This is a genomic window from Mesorhizobium sp., assembly GCF_965229135.1.
Lineage (GTDB): Bacteria > Pseudomonadota > Alphaproteobacteria > Rhizobiales > Rhizobiaceae > Mesorhizobium.
On record NZ_OZ245860.1, the window covers coordinates 942,315 to 960,848 of the forward strand.

The window sequence follows — 18,534 nt, forward strand, 5'->3', positions numbered from 1 at the left end:
GAAATTCTGCCGATTGCTGAAAAAGCGAGTGATTTCGTCCTGAAAGCTCAGCCAAGGCGATAGCGGATTTCCATTCTCAAAAATGGCAGCAAATCCATTTCAAACCATGGATTCTGTTTCAGCCAGCCGCTGTTGCGCCAGGATGGATGCGGCAGCGGCAGCACTTTTGGGCTACTGGGCGCATCCCAGATGGCACGCCAGTCCATCACGGTCTCGGTCAACGAGGGACGCCGCGCTGCGCCCATATGCCAGGATTGCGCATAGATGCCGATCGTCAGCACAAGGTCGATTTGCGGCATCAGGGTCATCAAGGGAACACGCCAGGCCGGGGCGCATTCACGCCGCGGCGGCAGATCACCGCCCTTCGCATCCTGGCCGGGGAAGCAAAAGCCCATCGGCACGATGGCGAATTTTTCAATGTCATAGAACTCTTCACTGCTGACACCCAGCCAGTTCCGAAGCCGGTCACCAGAGGCATCCGTGAACGGCATGCCTGTAATGTGCACCTTCGTGCCTGGCGCCTGGCTGGCGATCAGGATGCGGGCGGTCGAAGACGGGCGCAGCACCGGGCGCGGTTCATGCGGCAACGGCCGGCCGATCGGATTTTCGACGAAGATGCGGCAGGCGCGAACTGTCGCCGCCAAACTTTCAAGCTCGTCACTCATGGCTCAGGCGGCGGCGCTCGGCCGGCTCGAAACGGCGCGGTACCAGCGCAGCACATTGCTGCATTCGTCAGGCACCTTGATGCGTGCCGGCTTCATGAAGTCGATGGCGATGAGACCGGTTATATCGGCAATCGAGTAGGCGTCGCCCGCCACGAATTGGCGGTCTGCCAGTTCGATATCGAGAAGCTTCAGGAATTCGATGGCTTTCGGCTTGTTGGCCTCTCCCCATTCGGGAATCTGTGGAATTTCCCATTCCTTCATCGCCGGATGGATGTGACGAAACGCTTGCGCGACACAGGAGAGAAGATTGAACTCCATGCGCCTCTGCCACATCTCCACCTGCGCCTTGCCAAGCGCGCCGTGTCCAAACAGTGCCGGCTCCGGATGCAGCTCTTCGAAATAGCGGCAGATGGCCACCGATTCGGTAATGACAGTGCCGTCGTCAAGTTCGAGTACGGGCAGCCGCCGCAGCGGATTGCGCGAGCTGACAGGCTCCTGCCTGTGCTCCAGTTCTCCCATGTCGACGGGCACCAGTGGGACCTCAAGGTGCTTTTCGGCCAGGAAGACGCGGACTCGCCGTGGGTTGGGCGCGCGCCCGCCGTCGAAAAGCTTCATCAAGACCTCCCTGTCACTATCACGGCAAATTATAGGGTGCCGGTCACCAGAAGCGAAAGATTTCTCGCAAGGCATCGCCGACCGAAGCCAGCGTACCGTGTTTTCTCTCAGCCAGCTGGCCGTTGTGGCTTGCGCGCCAGTTTTGCGGCTGATCGAAGGTACCAGCCCAGATGCCAACCTTGTTGGCCCGCGCCGCCGCTTCCTCGGCCTCGAAATCGCCATAGGCGACCGCCCATCCCGTGGTCACCTGCGAACGATTGAGGTCCACGCCGCCTGCCTTGCAGTCGCCCAGCAGCCGGCCATAGCGATCGCGTTGCCAGCCGGAGCAGGAAACGGGGCCTCCGGCTATCAACCGCACCAGCGACTGGCGGGCAAGCTTTCCGCAAGGGTAGTCGGCGCCTTCCTTGCGACAGGTCTGCGAATACTCGGGCGCATCGATGCCACGCAGCCTGATGCGCTCGCCGCCGAGGGTGATGGAATCGCCGTCCGCGACGATAGCGGCGCCTTGCGTATTTCTCGTCTCCATCCGGTCAATACGTGCCGCCAGCAGGATCAGCAGGCCGAGCAAGATGACGGCGAGGCCATGGTCGGTCATCTTGCGCCGCAGGCTTCGCGGAGCTGACGGAATAGTTCGCCGACGCGACCTTCCGTACCAAGAACGGCTCATATGGCAAACCGTTGGTTAATCATTCGACCGTAGCTTAACACTCTGAAACCGCTGCCCGCATGAATTGAAGTTTCCATGCCCTTGCAACGCTCGAACACAGCGGACAAGTTTATCGTGGACCGCAGGAAACGCCATCGCAACAGCGATGTCGCGCGCGCGGTGCGCAAGACTCGCGACCGTCTTTCGCAGCAGGCCGGCAACCCAGACTTCGACCGCGAGTTGCTGAAACTTCATGCCCGTTCCATGGTCAACGGCGCCATAGCCCTTCCGCTGATCGTTCTGGCCATAGCTGCGGCTGGACTGCTTGCGGGCATGAACCGGGAGATTGGCGTCTGGGCACTGTTCACATTCATCTGCTACGCCATCGTCGCCTTCATGGCGCGGCGTGTCGAACGTACCGAAAGTTCCGAACTGAACCCGTCTCAAACGCGCCGGGATTTCCTGATTGGCCATTTTCTTTGCGGCCTTGGTTGGGCATGGTTCGCCTGGATTGGCTGCAGCACATGCCAGACCGACCAGTTCCAGATGGTCAAGGTGGTGGTGCTTTTGCTCGCGATGGCCGTCAGCGCCGTCATGGCGTCGTCGTTGCGCGGAGCGCTTCTGGCGACCTTTGCCGTTCCCGTGGCGGTGTATGCCTATGCTGGTGCGCGCCTGTGGATGCCGATCGAGGTAATCATGGTCGGCCTGCTGGTCATGTCCCTGCCCTTCTTTGCCTATGTGGCGCGCCAGCTTCACCGGTCGTCCTTGATGCTGCTGTCGTTCCGGTCCGAGAAGGATGCGCTTGTCGCCGAACTGGAAACGGCGAAATCCATGTCGGACGAGGCGCGGCGGCGTGCGGAAGACGCCAATCTGGCCAAGTCGCGCTTCCTGGCATCGATGAGCCACGAACTGCGCACGCCGCTCAACGCCATTCTCGGCTTCTCGGAGGTGATGTCGAACGAGGTGCTGGGGCCGATGAACAATCCCACCTATCGCGACTACGCCCACGATGTCCATGAATCGGGACAGCACCTGCTCGACCTGATCAATGAGATCCTCGACCTGTCGCGCATCGAGGCGGGGCGCTACCAGCTCAACGAAGAGCCGGTGATGCTGCTCACCATCGTCGAGGATTGCTGCCACATGATGGAGCTGAAGGCACGCAACAAGGACATCCGCATCGTCCAGGATTTCGAGAGTATCCTGCCGCGTCTGTTCGCCGACGAACGGGCCGTGCGGCAGATCACGCTCAACCTTCTCTCCAACGCCATCAAATTCACCGCGACGGGCGGCGAAATCCGCGTGCGCGTCGGCTGGACAGCCGGCGGCGGACAGTACATTTCGGTCAAGGACAACGGACCGGGCATACCGGCAGACGAGATTCCGATAGTGCTTTCCGCCTTTGGACAGGGATCGATCGCCATCAAGAGCGCCGAGCAAGGCACAGGACTTGGCCTGCCGATCGTGCAGGGACTGCTCGCCATGCATGGCGGCGAGTTCGAACTCCATTCAAAGCTGCGCGAAGGCACCGAGGCGATCGCCATCTTCCCGCTGAGCCGGGTCATGGAGGAACTGCCGGCGCTGCCGACCAAGGCGGTCGCGGCGGCGCGCCGGCGCTGAATATCTAGCCGCGAACCGCGGCGGCCATGCCTGAGCTGGTCAGCGCCGCGGCCTTCACGAGCCCCGCGGCAAGACCGGCCCCTACCCCTTCACCATGGCTCATTCCAAGGTCGAAAATCGGACGAAGCCCAAGCCGTTCGGCCGCCCGGACATGTGCGGGCTCGGTCGAGAGGCTGGCAAGCAGGCAGTGATCCAGGGCGCCCGGATTGGCCGCATACAGCACGGCAGCGGCAGCGGTCGCCGCGAACCCGTCGAGCAGCACCGGGATCTTCTGCATGCGCGCGGCAAGGATGGCGCCGGCGATCGCCGCGAACTCGCGGCCGCCGACACGGCGCAGTGCTTCCAGCGGGTCACGCAGATTGGCGCCATGGAAGGCAAGCGCGGCGTCGACCACCTCCGCCTTGCGCCGCTGCATTGCCGCATCCGCGCCCGACCCTGGACCTGCCCAGTCAGAGCCCTTGCCACCGAACAACGCCGCAAACAGTGCGGCCGCGACGGTGGAATTGCCGACGCCAAGATCGCCAAGGCAAAGCAGGTCGGTTCCCCCGGCGATGGCCTCCATGCCGAAAGCCATGGTGGCGGCGGATCCCCGCTCGTCGAGAGCCGCATCCTGCGTGATGTCAGCTGTCGGAATGTGCAGCGCGAGATCGAACACCTTCAGCCCGAGGTCATTGGCGATACAGACCTGGTTGATCGCCGCCCCGCCAGCCGCGCACAGCTCGACCGCATTCGCCGTCGCGGCCACCGGCCGCGGCGAAATGCCGTGCCGGGTCACGCCGTGATTGCCGGCAAACACCGCCACCAGCGGCCGGTTCACGGCAGGCGGCGCACGACCGCTCCAAGCTGCAAGCCACGTGGCGATATCCTCGATTCGGCCAAGCGAAGCCCGTGGCTTGTCCGCCTTCGAAAACAGCATGCGCACCCGTTCCACCGCCGCCATGTCGGCGGCTGGCAAGTTCGCCAGCAGATTGCGAAAATCATCGAGAGGCAGCGTGTTGGTCATGTCGTTCCTGATCATCCCTGGAATCGCCAGCGGCATAGCCGCGTTATTCGGTCTGCACAACCTCCACGCATTGGCGCGAAAGCGCTTGTCGGCGACGGATTCCGAAGGGCTTGCATTGGCCCATTCGTTGCACCATGTGGAGATGGACAAGGGCTTCCGGATGGAGGTCCTCAAGAGAAAGTCATGACGGCCATCGAATCCCCGTGCATCCTGGTCTGCTCGATCGACATGAAAACCGGCTTCTGCTTCGGTTGCGGTCGCACACGCGAGGAGATCGGCGCGTGGATGGGCATGACGGCGGAAACACGGCGAAGCGTCATGTCCGAGCTGCCCGCACGCCTGGAGACGGTAGAGCGTCGTCCGCGCCGGGAAACGCGGCGCACGCGCATGGCGCGCGAACGCGACAGCCTCCCGTGAACAGGCCACGCCCGTGAACCGCATTTTCTGGATCCTGATGGCCGTGATCGGAGTGGGCGCGGCCCTGCTCATGTTCAATGATTCCGCCGGCAGCACGATGGGTGTCGAGAATTACGATTTCGGGCGGCTGATCTGGCTTGGTGCCTTTGCCGCGCTTATCGGCTCGGGTTTGCTCCGGTCAGGCAGGCCGATTGGCGACATGATGAGAAACCTCGCCGCATGGGCGGCAATCGTGCTGGTGCTGATTGCGGGCTATCAATATCGATACGAATTGCAGGATGTCGCCAGCCGGGTCACCGCCGCTCTGGTCCCAGGCAGCCCGCTGGCGCTGGGCCTGGAAGATGGCCGTGCCACCGTGTCCCTGGACAAGGCCGACAATGGCCATTTCGAAGCACGCATCATGGTCAACGGCACGCCTATCCGGGCCTTGGTCGACACTGGTGCGACCAGCACGGTGCTGACCGCCGGGGACGCCCGCGCAGCCGGGTTTGACCCGGACAAACTCAACTTCACCATCCCGGTTTCGACCGCGAATGGCATGGCGCGCGCCGCGGCGGTAAAAACCGACGAGTTGGCGATTGGCGGCATCGTGCGCAAGAACATGTCGATCATGGTCGCCGCACCCGGCGCTCTCGGCCAAAGCCTGCTCGGCATGAATTTCATTGGCTCTTTGTCGGGCTTCGACGTGCGCGGGGACCGGATGATCCTCAGGGATTAACGGTCGGACGAGATTGACGGTCAGGCGGCTTCGGCCGCCGCGCCACTGAAACCGACAGCCGCGAACGCCTCTTTCAAGACCGCGGGTCCCGCGCCCGGCTTTGTCGCGTCGGTCGACAGGATCTGGCGGTAGCGCCGGGCACCCGGCAAACCATGGAACAGTCCAACCATATGGCGGGTGACATGACCGAGCCGGCCGCCTTGCTCGACATGGCGGGCTGCATAGCCTGCCATGGTGTCGATCAAACCGGCAAAATCGAATGCCACAGCTTCTTCGCCATAGATCGCCGCGTCGGCCGCCGCCAGGATGCCAGGCGTGTGATAGGCGGCGCGGCCAAGCATGACGCCATCGACATCGTCAAGGTGCTGGCGAGCCTCCTCGAGGGATTGAATGCCGCCATTGATGCCGATGAATTCGTTTGGCTTTCTGGATTTCAGGCGATAGACGCGCTTGTAATCGAGCGGCGGGATGTCGCGATTTTCCTTGGGACTTAGCCCCTCCAGCCACGCCTTGCGCGCATGCACCCAGAGCGCATCGGCGCCAGCGGCAAATACGCCATCGGCCAACGCATCGAGCGCGGGCTCCGGGTCCTGCTCGTCGACACCGATACGGCATTTGACCGTAACGGGAATACTCACGGCAAGCTTCATCGCCGCGACGCAGTCGGCGACGAGAACCGGCACCCTCATCAGGCAGGCACCGAACGTGCCTGACTGGACACGGTCGGACGGGCAGCCGACGTTGAGGTTGATCTCGTCGTAGCCGAACGCCTCACCGATGCGCGCCGCCTCGGCAAGCTTGCCCGGATCGGAGCCACCGAGCTGCAGCGCAACCGGATGCTCGGCATCATCGAAACCCAGCAGCCTATCCCTCGCTCCGTGGATCACAGCGTCGGCTACCACCATCTCGGTGTAGAGCCGCGCACGACTGGTCAGCTGGCGATGGAAAAACCGGCAATGCCGGTCAGTCCAGTCCATCATAGGCGCCACGGATAGTCTATGGGCTTGATATTTCAGCATTTTTTCTTTAGCATCAAATCGTTAGCCATTGCCACGCCCACACAAATCCACTCAAGAATACGACGCTTTTCGCCAAGTTTCGATCTCTCAGTGCACACTGGAGCGCACACGACAATTGGCCACCTACACAAAACTCTCATCCGCTTCCTGGCGTCTCCATGTCCGTAGCAAGGGCCGCTACGTCAGCGAGACCTTCCTGCGCCGGGGCGACGCACGGCGTTGGGCAACCTGTGCCGAGCGCCAAATCGATCTTGACGAGACGCCGAGCAAATCCCGCGCAGCGCGACTGAAGACTTCGGCCAACTGATCGACCTTCATATCGACGACATGCGCGATGTAGGCAAGCCCCCTCTCAGGTCCAAGGCCGCAGCCCTCGATATGCCGCAAAGACATCTTGGAAAGTGCAGCATCGCGGCCCTTCATCGCTAACGGCTCATCAGCTTTGGTCGCTATCGCGCCACCCAGGGTGCTAAATCAACAAGCAGCCCAACACCACGCTGGCCTGATTGGCCCGCTCAACCCGTTATAAGCGATGAGCCGGCCAGAATTGCCGAAGGCATGACGCCCGTTGGGCGTGACCGCATCGCTATCCTTGGTCATTTCTGCGAGCACGCTGTCCGCGGCAATATCGGCGGTTAGGGTTCTCACAACCAAGGCAGGACCCGCATTGGTTCTGTTTGACGCGCCGGGCCGATGGTGAGGCTTTCGTGTAACGGTGATTGACGGTCATAGCTCCTGCCAAGCCGCTTAGAATAAGTCCATGCCTCTACTATTTGTAGGTCCAGTCTAGGCGAAACCACTCCGCCTGCTGCTCTATGCTTGCCGTCATCCAAAACCCAATATAATCGCTCCGAATAATGTAATTTGTTCCCGGCCGGCAGTATCCTATTATGTTTTTATGTTCTAATAAATGTTTTTGGTATGTTTTAGATCTTTTCATGGCTCCTCGCCCGGCGCCAAGCTTCGCGGGCCGCACGCTTCCGATTATCTCAACTGCCGACATCAAGTTGAAGCACCGTGAGTTGGTGCTAACATTTGACGATGGGCCGGTACCGGAACATACGGAAGCGGTGCTGCGTATCTTGGATGATGCGGGCGTAAAGGCGACTTTCTTGATGATCGGGGCGCAGGCCCAGCGCAATCCACAACTTGTGCGGCTTGTCGCCGAGCGCGGCCATACGGTTGGAAGTCACACCAACCATCATTTAAATTTGAAGGAGCTCGACCCAGCAAGCGCAAGGGCTGAAATCGAGGCAGGCATAAAGAACGTCGCTGCTCCGCTGCAGTCGTCGCCGTTCCGCATCGCTCCCTTCTTCCGCTTTCCCTTCCTTCTGGGGACCAGACAGTTATGCAACGAACTTGGCAAAAGGCGAATTGTAGTGCTGACTGCAGACGTCACCGTCGGCGACAGCGATCCGACGTTGTCGCCACAACGCCTTTATAATCAGGCGATAAGGCGTATTGTGCGCCGCGGGTCAGGCATCGTGCTGCTCCATGACATTCACGCGCGCACGGTCGCGATGCTCCCGGGTTTGCTGGCGGATTTAAAGCGGAAGGGCTTCACGATCGTGCATCTTGTACCGGCCATCAGCGTAGCGCGCCGGGCCCGCCGGGAATGACCGCTCGCTGATAGGAGCGCCGAAAGCACCAATGTATGAAAGCCGCGGTGTTTCTTCCGTGCTGTCCATTGCCGTTGCAGCTAAGACTGGACCTCGGTCCGGCTGTCGCAGGTCAGGCAAGCAAACACCTGGATCCGGGGCCATTCCGACGAACCCGCACGCCTTGGTTGTGGCAGTTGGCTGAACGCTATCGGCCGCAAGCAAGTATGAGGCGCAAGAAATACGGATCGACACGTCTGACGCTTAAACGGAATCGTTGCAATGGTCCCAAAACCCATGACCAATCCGTTGAGGTCAGCTCGACTCTTCACCGATCAGCCTCGCCCTGATCACCCGAGATTTCATGATCGCCGCCAACGGCTGCCTTTATCATCTTCAAGTCGCAGAGAGGTTCCACTGCCTCCATCGGACGTTTTCCTGCTTTGCAAAGGCGGTTCGTGTGATCGGCTCTCCATCGTGACAGAGCCCGGTTTCGTAATGCCATACTTCCGATGGCCTCCATTTCGATCCCGCAGCCGGCGATGCGATAGAGGATTCGGTAGTCGGCCCTTGGAAAAGATCGCCACTAGTATCGCAGAGAGGCCGTGATCTCGGCTTACCGCCCGGCCTGCGGTCAGAACCTCCCTCACAAAAGATCAGAACCTCCCTCCACAAAAGAACTAAAGGATGGAGAGGTTTAACGGCCATTGGGGCAATGACGGGGAACTGATTTCGCTACAAAGCAACGATAGCCGTTACCCAAGCGCGGAACAGGCTCGGAATCTACCCAAGCCGCGATCCGTAACGGCAGCCAGCGGTGACAACGGCGTCCGCAGCGGATGCCAGGGAATTGACATGATCAACTGGCAGGCAAGGGGTTGGAAGAGTGCCAGTTCCTCGACCGGTGCGATCACATTCGGCGCAGACTGACGCTGAACTCAATTTGGACCGGTGAGAAAGATCACTATTTTCGGCGCGAGTCCCGACAGCGCCGCCGCGCCATAGGTAGTTTCCGAGGCTGTAAGCGCAGCCTGCACGCGCTGTAGCGTGATCGCAACCTTGGTTCCTGAATTCGGTTCAACCGGTATTGCGATCGGACGTTGGACCGAATTGCGAACCCTACAGCCCGCCACGAAAGCATGGCTTCTGCCCTCGCCGCGAAGGATCATGACGTGTTTTCCATATCCCTGTATATCTTTCCATTCATCTTGCTTGCCGCGCTGGCGCTGGTGAGCGCGAGCGTCAGGATATTGCGTGAATACGAGCGAGCAGTCGTCTTTACGCTAGGGCGCTTCGACAGGGTCAAGGGACCCGGGCTTGTCCTTCTCATTCCCTATATTCAGCAGATCGTGCGAGTTGATCTGCGCATACAGGTCATCGAAATACCAAGCCAGGATGTGATCTCGCGCGACAATGTCTCGATGAAGGTTGACGCAGTGCTGTACTTCAAGGTTGTCGATCCGGAGCGGGCCGTCATCCAGGTGCAGAACTACCTTCCCGCCACCAACATGCTGGCGCAGACCACGCTGCGCGCTGTTCTGGGTCAACATAAACTCGACGAGATGCTCTCCGAGAGAAAGAAACTCAGCGTCGACGTTCAGAGCATCCTGGATGCCCAGACCGAAACGTGGGGCATCAAGGTGAGCAACGTCGAGATCAGGACCGTTGAACTGACCGAAAACATGGTCCGCGCGATTGCCAAGCAGGCGGAGGCCGAACGCGACAGGCGCGCCAAGATCATCCATGCGGAAGCTGAATTCCAAGCTTCGCAGACCCTTGTCAATGCCGCCCAGATCCTTGGAAGCGTCCCTGCAGCCATGCAACTGCGCTACCTGCAGACATTGACCGAAATCGGGGCCGAGCAGAACTCCACTGTCGTCTTTCCGATGCCGATCGACATCATCAAGCCGTTTCTTGAAATTATGGATCAGGCTGCCAAGCCGGTGGCTACGAACGGTTCCGGCCGCGCCAAACCTGGCAAGGATCCGTCATTGGCCACATGATCGCCGCCAACCCGGATCTATCGCGATGCCATGGTTGGAGCGGTCGCGCCGATACTGCGTGGCATCTTCGGCATGTGAGATATTCATGGCACGGGCAGAGAACGCTTGCCGCCCCGACCGTCTTGCTCTGCCCCTGCAACAGCCATGCCACCGCGCGCGGTCCGGGATCACTCACATCGTGCCGGAACCCAAAACGCCCACAGGTGTTTTACTGAGTTGCAGCTTGTGGTCTGGGGGAAATCCACAGGGACCAAGCGCAAGGCGATTTCGTCAGCGCAGGAGCCGGTATGGACTATGAGGAGAAGGGCGAGCGCGGACAAGACAGCGCTCCCGACCAGAAGGTAGAGCCCCGACCGGCGCCTAAGCCAAAGGGCCGGAGGCGGATAACGATCGCCGTCGTCGCGGTTCTGGTCATTTTGGCCGTGGTCGGCGGATTTGGCTATTACCTCTATTCCAGTCAGTTCGTGACAACCGACGACGCCTTTATCGACGCCCAGCTCGTGCTGGTCGCGCCGCAGGAGGCCGGAACGCTGGTCGCGGTTCCAGTCCAGAACAACGCCCGGGTCAAGGCGGGCGAGGTTCTCGTGAAGATCGATGCGGCGGGGCCCATGGCCAGCCTTGCGCTGGCGCAGGCGCAGTTGCAGCAAGCGGTTGCCGGCGCAGCGCAGGCCGAGGCGCAACTGGGCCAGGCACAGGCGGCCTTCGAAGGCGCTAAGAGCAAGAAAACCCAAGCCGATGTGACGGCCGCCGAGTCGGCCAAGCTGGCTGACCGATACCAGGCGCTGACGAAGCGGACGGATGTCGGTGTCATCTCCACGCAGACGCTCGACGACGCGGTTGCCGCAGCGGCGGAGAACAAGGCCGCGGCGGACTCCGCCCTAACCGAGGTCAACAGCGCCCGGAGCGGCGTGATGGTCGCCCGCTCCGCGCTGACATCGGCCCAAGCACAGGTCAAGGCGATGGCGGCCAACGTGGCGATCGCCCAGGTGACCGTCGACCGGCTGACAATCGCCGCGCCCATCGATGGCCATGTGGTGCAGCTCAATGTCAACCTTGGCAGCTATGTGCAGCCTGGAATGCAGATCATGGCCATCGTGCCGGACGAGCTGTATGTCACCGCCAACTACAAGGAGACGCAACTCGACCAGGTGAGGATCGGGGCGAAGGTCGATCTGACAGTCGACGCCTATCCGGACGTGAAATTCAATGGGACGGTCCAGTCCATTCAACGCGGCGCCGGTCAGGCGTTCCAGTTGCTGCCGGCGCAGAACGCGACCGGAAACTTCGTGAAAGTCGTGCAGAGAGTGCCTGTCCGCATCTCGATCGACAGCCAGCTCGCCGACAAATATCCGATCGGGCCAGGCATGTCGGTGGTGCCGAGCATCATTCTGGACACCGGCAAGCATTGGTACGATGGCTGGTTCTGACAATACTCAGGCACGCTCGGCGGCGGGGCTGGGTGGCCCCTGGCTGATGACGGCGGTCGTCTCGATCGCCACCTTCATGGAGGTGCTCGACACGTCCATCGCCAATGTCGCCCTGGACAACATTTCCGGCAATCTTGGCGTGTCCATCGACCAGGGCACGTGGATCGTGACCAGCTATCTCGTCGCCAACGCCATCATCATCCCGATCTCCGGATTTCTGTCGCGAGTAATCGGCCGCAAACGCTATTTCGTTATTTCCATCGCGCTTTTCACCATCTCGTCCTTCATCTGCGCGATCTCCACAAGCCTGACCATGCTTATCGTCGCGCGCGTGTTCCAGGGCATAGGCGGCGGCGGGCTTGCGCCGGTGGAGCAGTCCATGATCGCCGACTCCTTTCCGCAGGAGAAACGGGGACAGGCTTTCGCCGCCTTCGGCATGGTCGTGATCTTCGGGCCGATCATCGGACCGACGATCGGCGGCTACATCACCGACGTCATTTCATGGCACTGGATCTTCTTCATCAACGTGCCGGTCGGCATACTGGCGCTGGTGGCGGTCATCACGGTCGTGGGCGAACCCGACGCCCTGGTGAAAGAAACGCGAGAGTTGCGTGAGCGCGGCATCCGCTTCGACTGGCAAGGTTTCCTGCTGCTTGCCGTCGGGCTTGGCGGCCTCCTGATCATGCTTGACCGGGGCCAGACGGAAGACTGGTTCTCAAGCAATCTCATCGTAACCATGGCGATCCTGGCGGTGGTGGGCCTGGGCGGCATGGTCGCCTGGGAACTCAATCACGACGACCCGATCGTGCCGATCTCAATTATGGCGAACCGGAACTTCGCGATCTGTACCATGCTTATGACGGTGCTCGGCCTCCTGGTCTTCGGAACGATCCAGATCATCCCGCAGATGCTACAACAGGTGTTCGCTTATGACGCCTACAGCGCGGGACTGGCGCTCACCTATGGCGGCGCGATCACCCTTGCGACGATGCCGATCGCCGGCATGGTCACCGGCAGGATCGACACGCGCTTCCTGTTGTTCCCTGCCTTCGCCATGCAGGGAGTGTCGTTCTGGTGGTTCGGTGGGTTTGACCTGCAAAGCACGTTCGCGGCGGCCGCATGGGGACGATTCCTGTCCTCGATCGCGCTGCCCTTCCTGTTCATACCAATCTCGACAGTGGCCTATGTCGGACTGAAGCCGGGTGAGTCCGACAAGGCCTCCTCGATGCTCAACTTCTTCCGCAATCTGGGCGGTGCTTTTGGCATTTCGCTGTCACAAACGCTGCTGGCACGCCGCGAGCAGTTCCACCAGTCCCGTATTACAGAGGGTCTCAACGGACTGAACCCCGTCTTCCGGCAGGATCTCGCCAAACTAACGACGTCGTTCAACGGCTCGAAGCAGACCGCGCTGGGGGTCATCTATGGTCAGGTCCAACAGCAGGCAGCGATGCTGTCCTATATCGAAGTGTTTCACGTGATGACCTGGGCCGTCATCGCCATTCTCCCCACGATCCTGTTCCTGAGAATCGCCAGCGGTCGTGCCGTCACATCAACCGCAGGGCATTGAGACGACGCGGAAAAAGGAAAGTGAACTTTGACTATTTGCCCGCAGGAAGGCGATTTGGACGTTCGAGGCCCGTCTCGCCTCTTGCAAGACGGGAGCCATCCACAGAAGACCTCGTCGGGGACTTCGGTGAGGCTGCTAGGTCGGCAGAAGATTGGCCCTTTCCTGATCGCGTCCGACGAAGCTGCGCCAGCCGCCATAGTCGGAGATATCGGAAGCGTCAGTCAGGCCGGCGGTTTCCACCAGAAACCCCTTGGCCGCGCTGCCATCCTCGAGTTCGATCGTTCCTACGCCCAGCGGTGGGGGGATGGCCGCGACGAACCGTCCGAAGGCGTCGGGGGCAAGCCGCCAGACCTCGACGTCTATTCGCATGCCATCCCTGGAGACCCGGACGAGGCCCGGCTTGGGCACGGACTGGCCGGCAAGAGCGTAGAGCCGGTAGGCAGGTATGGTTTTCGTTACTCTCGAGAATTGGGCGCCTAGATCCCTTAGCTGACCGTTGAGCGGCATCCCCGAGAGATGCGCGCCGACCACCACCAGATCGATCGTCTGGTCCTGCGCGATGTTGCCAGGCAACACACTTCCCGACTGCGTCCAGCCGGTCGCGCCAAGCGTCAGTCCGCTTGCGGCATGGATGTCCCGGGCCAGCGCCGATGTCAGCCAGTCCTTGCCCGCCATGGCCAGTAGGGTCACGCTCATCGGCAGGCCGTCGCCGCGCGTGCCGGTCGGCACGGCGATGCCGCACATGTCGAGCAGATTGACGAAATTGGTGTAGGTGCCGAGCCGGCTGTTGGTGGTGATCGGGTCGGCCAGCACCGCCTCCAGCGCATAATGCGTTGGTGCGGTGGGCACGCAGAACAGATCGACCGAGCCGATGACCGAAGCCAGCTTCGCCTTGTAGGCCTGTAGCGCGTAGAGCCCCTTGAAGGCGTCGGCCGCCGACAGGCCGCGCGCGCCGCCGATGATAGTACGCGTCACCGGATGCAGGGCGGACTCGTTGGCGTCCATGAAGTCGCGGATCGCCGCGTAACGTTCGGCCACCCAGGCGCCTTCGTAGAGCAGATTGGCAGTGGCGTAGAAATCGCCGAACGGGATCTCCACCAGCCGGCAGCCAAGCGCCTCCAGCGTCGCCAGAGCGGCCTCGAACCCGGCCTCCATCGCGGCGTCGTCAAAGAACTTCAGGTCGGCCCTCGCCGGCACGCCGACGCTCAGCACCGGCGGGCGCACGGCCAGCGCCGGCACCTTCACGGTCCGCGAATAGGCGTCTGCCGGGTCCTTTGCCGCCGCGACGGCGAACACCGCATAGGCATCGTCGACCGTCAGCGCGAACACGGAAATGCAATCGAGCGTGCGGCAGGCCGGCACCACGCCGGCGGCCGAAAGCGCGCCGACCGTCGGCTTCAGCCCGACGATGTTGTTGAGGCCGGCGGGAATGCGGCCCGATCCGGCGGTATCCGTGCCCAGCGCGAAGGAGACGATGCCGCGCGCCGTTGCCACCGCCGACCCCGACGAGGAGCCACCGGGCACCAGGCTGGCATCGATGGCGTTTCTCGGGATCGGATACGGCGTGCGCACGCCGACGAGACCGGTGGCGAACTGGTCGAGATTGGTCTTGCCCACCACCAGCGCGCCGGCCGCCTTCAGCCGGGCCACCACCGTGGCGTCCTTCTCGGGCATGTAGGCATATTCGGCGCAGGCCGCCGTGGTCGGCATGCCCGCGACATCAATATTGTCCTTGACCGCGAAAGGCACGCCCCACAACGGCTTGGCCACCGGATCGAACGGTCCGAGTTGTTGCGCCTGCGCCAGCATGTCGGCCCTGCCGGCGAGGTGGATAAAGATGCCCGGATCGTCGGCCGCCTCGATGCGGGCGTGGACGGTTTCGATCATGTCGGCCAGCGTGGCGCCGGCGGCATAGGCGGCATGCAGGCTGTCGATATCGAAGCGAATGGTCATGTCGCCTCCCCCAGGATGATCACCGGCAGGTCCCACTGGATCAGCACGACGCAGCCGTCCTTCGTCCACACCGAATGCTCGGTCCCCACCGGGTTGAGGATGAGGCAGCCGGCCGCATAGTCGCCATTCTCGTCGCTCTGCGTGCCCTTCAGCACGACGATGGTTTCGAGCCCGACATGGCGATGGCGCGGCACGCCCGCGCCGGGCTGGTAATTGAGGATCGCGACCGAGGGTTCGACCGGTCCGCCCTTCAGCAGCCAGTGCACCGTGATGCCCTCGCGAAATGGCTCAAAGGCCAGGTCGCGCCAGCCGCCGTCGATCAGCCCGCCGAAGGCAAGATTAGCCATTGGCAATCCCCCGCAGCACCTGGTCCGTCGTCGCCGTCCAGCCGACGATTGCGCCCTGCGCCCGGATCATGGCTATGGCCGCCGCCTTGAACTCGGGAAAATAGCTTTCCGTGGCGTCCTCGGCGAGCAGGCATTCATAGCCGCGATCATTGGCCTCGCGCATCGTGGTCTGCACGCAGACCTCCGTGGTGACGCCGGCAAACACCAGTTGCTGGATTCCGAGCCGCTTCAGGTCGTTACCGAGGCTCGTCGCGTAGAACGCGCCCTTGCCCGGCTTCTCGACGACAATTTCGCCCGGCAGCGGCGCCAGTTCGTCGAGGATCGCCGTGCCCGGCTCGCCGACGATCAGCACGCGACCCATTGGGCCGACATCGCCGATGCGGATCGATGGATTGCCGCGGTTGCGCTTTGCCGGCGGCAGGTCCGAGAGATCAGCTTTGTGGCACTCCATCGTATGGATGACCGGCAGGCCGGCGGCGCGGAAGCCCTCGATCAATTTCTTCACCGTCGGCACGATGGCGGTGATCCGGCTGACATCGTTGCCTAGGCTGGCGCCGAAACCGCCGGGCTCGGCGAAGTCGCGCTGCATGTCGATAACGACCAGCGCCATGGACTCCGGCTTGAACGCGAAGACAAACGGCCGCGCATCGATTTCGGCCATCAGTGATGCCCCGCCATATGCTCGCCGATGGTTTGCACGCTCGCCCCGGCGATCGGCGTCTCATAGACCAGCGCGCCGTCCGACATGACAAAGATGCGGTCGGACAGTTCCAGCAATTCGTCGAGGTCTTCGGACATCAGAAGCACGGCCGCCCCGGCATTGCGCGCTTTCATGATGCGCGCACGGATTTCGGCCACGGCCGAGAAGTCGAGGCCGAAGCACGGGTTGGAGACGATCAGCAGATCCACCTCGCCGGTCAGTTCGCGCGCCAGCACCGCGCGCTGCACATTGCCGCCCGACAGCGAGGCGATGGGTGACGAGAGCGAGGCGGTCTTGACCTTGAATTGCTCTACCAGCCTGGCGCTGAACGCCCGGATCGCGCCGGCGCTGATCCAGCTTATCGGTTTGCCGTCGCCGTCGATGTCGAAGGTTCGGAAGGAGATGTTCTCGGCCACCGTCATTTTCGGCGCGCAGGCATTCTTCAGCGGCTCCTCGGGAATGAGCCGGACATGCAGCGCGCGCGCCTCGGCCCTCGTCGCGGCATAGGCCTCGCCGCGCACCAGCACCTCGCCTGCGTCGCGCGGTCGCTGCCCGGCCAGCACTTCCAGGAACTCCTTCTGGCCATTGCCGGAAATGCCGGCGATGCCGACGATCTCGCCCGATCGCACGCCGAGATCGGCGATGTTGATCGACTTCAGCCCGGTGCGGTCAGGCGCCTTCAGCGATTTGACCTTCAACACGATCTCGGAATCGGCCCTGGGTGCGGCGCGGCTGTCGAGCGCCGCGATCGGCTGATCGCCGATCATCATCGCCGCCATCGCCTTGTGATCGAGATCGGCGACGCGGCCAGTGCCCATGAGCTTGCCCTTGCGCAGCACGCTGACATCGTCGGCGAAGGCCGTGACCTCATGGAACTTGTGCGAGATCATCAGGACGGTCAGGTCACCCGCCTTCGTCATGTCGCGCACCAGCCCCAGCACCTCCTGCGCCTCGCCCGGCGTCAGCACCGAGGTCGGTTCATCCAGCACCAGGAAGGAGCGGCCAAGATAGAGTTGCTTGATGATTTCGAGCTTCTGTTTTTCGCCGGCCGCGAGCTCCGCAACCTTGACGTCGAGCGGCAGCTTGAATGGCATGCGCTCCATGAACACGGCAAGGTCGGCGCGCTCCTTGCGCCAGTCGATGATACCCGGCACCTTTTCGCGCGAAATGACGAGGTTCTCCGCCCCCGTCAGCGACGGCACCAGCGTGAAATGCTGGTAGACCATGCCGAGGCCAAGCGCCGAGGCATCCCTTGGACTGGCGATCTTCACCTCGCGCCCGTCGACCACGATGTCGCCGGAGGTCGGGTGATAAAAACCCATCATGCATTTGACCAGGGTCGACTTGCCGGCGCCATTCTCGCCGAGCAGCGCGTGGAAGGACCCTGCCGGCACCTTCACCGACACGCCGTCCAGCGCCGTGAAGCCGCCGAAGCGCATGGTCATGCCGATGGTCTCGACGCCGACCGCTTTCCTGATGCTATCGCTCATCGCGCCCCCCTCATGAAACCCCTCGTGACACACCTCATGGCAGTTGCGCGACGAGCGCCTTCGAATTCGATACCGTGCCGAAAACGCCGCCCTGCATCTTGATCATCTTGATCGCCGCCAGATGATTTCCGTAATCGGTCGCCCCGCAGCAATCCTCCAGCATGATGCACTCGTAGCCGCGGTCGTTGGCCTCGCGCATGGTGGTGTGCACGCAGACATCCGTGGTGATGCCGGTGAGCACGATGTTCTGGATGCCGCGCTGGTTCAGGATCAGCTCCAGGTCGGTGGCGCAGAATGAGCCTTTGCCCGGCTTGTCGATGATCGGCTCGCCCTCGATCGGATAGAGGTCGGGGATGATGTCCCAGCCTGGCTCGCCGCGCACCAGGATGCGCCCGCACGGACCGGCATCGCCGATGCCGGCATTGATGCGGCGCGAGCGCCAGCGCTTGTTGGCCGGCAGGTCGGCGAGATCGGGACGATGCCCCTCGCGCGTGTGGATGATGGTGTAGCCCTTGGCCCGCATGGCTGACAGCACCGACTTGATCGGCTCGATCGGCGCGCGCACCAGCGACAGATCATAGCCCATATGGTCGACATAGCCGCCCGGCCCGCAGAAATCGGTCTGCATGTCGATGATGATCAGCGCCGTGTTGGTGGGCCGCAGATCGCCATTGTAGGGCCAAGGATAAGGCTCGGCGTCGATCGTGTGCTGGGTGATTTCGGCTCTGGCGTTCATGGGCAAAACT

General features: G+C 62.1%; 17 protein-coding genes. 7 read left to right on the plus strand and 10 right to left on the minus strand.

Annotated elements, in window-relative coordinates:
* Positions 1-47: 47 nt before the first annotated feature.
* From ACO07C_RS04580 to ACO07C_RS04590, 3 genes are read right to left on the minus strand one after another with little or no spacing between them, the layout of a single operon-like run.
* A complete protein-coding gene (locus tag ACO07C_RS04580; RefSeq protein ID WP_421913044.1) occupies positions 48-665 on the minus strand; it encodes a uracil-DNA glycosylase family protein in 618 nt (205 codons plus the stop codon).
* Positions 666-668: 3 nt separating this feature from the next.
* Positions 669-1,280 (minus strand): glutathione S-transferase, encoded by a 612-nt coding sequence (locus ACO07C_RS04585; RefSeq protein ID WP_421913045.1) that lies wholly within the window; start codon positions 1,278-1,280, stop codon positions 669-671.
* Between the two features lie 43 nt (positions 1,281-1,323).
* Positions 1,324-1,947, minus strand: coding sequence for a thermonuclease family protein (locus ACO07C_RS04590; RefSeq protein WP_421913046.1), 624 nt, complete (start codon positions 1,945-1,947; stop codon positions 1,324-1,326).
* Positions 1,948-2,022: 75 nt separating this feature from the next.
* Here ACO07C_RS04590 and ACO07C_RS04595 point away from each other — a divergent pair, with 75 nt between their 5' ends.
* Positions 2,023-3,546 (plus strand): sensor histidine kinase, encoded by a 1,524-nt coding sequence (locus ACO07C_RS04595; RefSeq protein ID WP_421913047.1) that lies wholly within the window; start codon positions 2,023-2,025, stop codon positions 3,544-3,546.
* A 4-nt stretch (positions 3,547-3,550) separates the two neighbouring features.
* Here the strand turns inward: ACO07C_RS04595 and ACO07C_RS04600 are convergent, their stop codons facing one another.
* Entirely contained in the window at positions 3,551-4,549 is a 999-nt protein-coding gene (locus ACO07C_RS04600) for a nicotinate-nucleotide--dimethylbenzimidazole phosphoribosyltransferase (RefSeq protein ID WP_421917438.1), read from the minus strand.
* Positions 4,550-4,732: 183 nt separating this feature from the next.
* Here ACO07C_RS04600 and ACO07C_RS04605 point away from each other — a divergent pair, with 183 nt between their 5' ends.
* Both ACO07C_RS04605 and ACO07C_RS04610 read left to right on the plus strand, forming a co-directional pair.
* Complete coding sequence (locus tag ACO07C_RS04605) at positions 4,733-4,966, plus strand: DUF1289 domain-containing protein (protein ID WP_421913048.1); 234 nt, start codon at positions 4,733-4,735, stop codon at positions 4,964-4,966.
* A 13-nt stretch (positions 4,967-4,979) separates the two neighbouring features.
* Complete coding sequence (locus ACO07C_RS04610) at positions 4,980-5,684, plus strand: TIGR02281 family clan AA aspartic protease (protein WP_421913049.1); 705 nt, start codon at positions 4,980-4,982, stop codon at positions 5,682-5,684.
* 20 nt (positions 5,685-5,704) lie between these two features.
* Here ACO07C_RS04610 and dusA read toward each other — a convergent pair whose 3' ends face one another.
* Positions 5,705-6,703: a tRNA dihydrouridine(20/20a) synthase DusA gene (gene dusA / locus ACO07C_RS04615; protein ID WP_421913051.1), complete on the minus strand. Its 999-nt coding sequence runs from the start codon at positions 6,701-6,703 to the stop codon at positions 5,705-5,707.
* A gap of 938 nt (positions 6,704-7,641) precedes the next feature.
* Between dusA and ACO07C_RS04620 the strand changes: the two genes are divergently transcribed.
* From ACO07C_RS04620 to ACO07C_RS04635, 4 genes are all read left to right on the plus strand, one after another.
* Complete coding sequence (locus tag ACO07C_RS04620) at positions 7,642-8,322, plus strand: polysaccharide deacetylase family protein (RefSeq protein ID WP_421913052.1); 681 nt, start codon at positions 7,642-7,644, stop codon at positions 8,320-8,322.
* A 1,118-nt stretch (positions 8,323-9,440) separates the two neighbouring features.
* Positions 9,441-10,304: a slipin family protein gene (locus tag ACO07C_RS04625; RefSeq protein WP_421913053.1), complete on the plus strand. Its 864-nt coding sequence runs from the start codon at positions 9,441-9,443 to the stop codon at positions 10,302-10,304.
* A gap of 287 nt (positions 10,305-10,591) precedes the next feature.
* Positions 10,592-11,731, plus strand: a complete 1,140-nt coding sequence (locus ACO07C_RS04630) for an HlyD family secretion protein (RefSeq protein WP_421913054.1) — start codon at positions 10,592-10,594, stop codon at positions 11,729-11,731.
* A complete protein-coding gene (locus tag ACO07C_RS04635) occupies positions 11,718-13,298 on the plus strand; it encodes a DHA2 family efflux MFS transporter permease subunit (protein ID WP_421913055.1) in 1,581 nt (526 codons plus the stop codon). The genes ACO07C_RS04630 and ACO07C_RS04635 overlap by 14 nt, the downstream gene beginning before the upstream one ends.
* Before the next feature lie 135 nt (positions 13,299-13,433).
* Here the strand turns inward: ACO07C_RS04635 and atzF are convergent, their stop codons facing one another.
* Genes atzF through ACO07C_RS04660 form a run of 5 tightly spaced genes read right to left on the minus strand, consistent with a single transcriptional unit; the run spans position 13,434 to position 18,524 of the window.
* Positions 13,434-15,251 carry an allophanate hydrolase gene (atzF, locus tag ACO07C_RS04640; protein WP_421913056.1) on the minus strand — a complete coding sequence of 606 codons (1,818 nt, stop codon included), beginning with the start codon at positions 15,249-15,251 and terminating at the stop codon, positions 13,434-13,436.
* Complete coding sequence (locus ACO07C_RS04645; RefSeq protein WP_421913057.1) at positions 15,248-15,598, minus strand: cupin domain-containing protein; 351 nt, start codon at positions 15,596-15,598, stop codon at positions 15,248-15,250. Before ACO07C_RS04645 ends, atzF begins: the two co-directional genes overlap by 4 nt.
* A complete protein-coding gene (locus ACO07C_RS04650) occupies positions 15,591-16,259 on the minus strand; it encodes a cysteine hydrolase family protein (RefSeq protein ID WP_421913058.1) in 669 nt (222 codons plus the stop codon). The genes ACO07C_RS04645 and ACO07C_RS04650 overlap by 8 nt, the downstream gene beginning before the upstream one ends.
* A complete protein-coding gene (locus tag ACO07C_RS04655; protein WP_421913059.1) occupies positions 16,259-17,788 on the minus strand; it encodes an ABC transporter ATP-binding protein in 1,530 nt (509 codons plus the stop codon). Before ACO07C_RS04655 ends, ACO07C_RS04650 begins: the two co-directional genes overlap by 1 nt.
* A 34-nt stretch (positions 17,789-17,822) precedes the next feature.
* Complete coding sequence (locus tag ACO07C_RS04660; RefSeq protein ID WP_421913060.1) at positions 17,823-18,524, minus strand: cysteine hydrolase family protein; 702 nt, start codon at positions 18,522-18,524, stop codon at positions 17,823-17,825.
* Positions 18,525-18,534 lie beyond the last annotated feature (10 nt).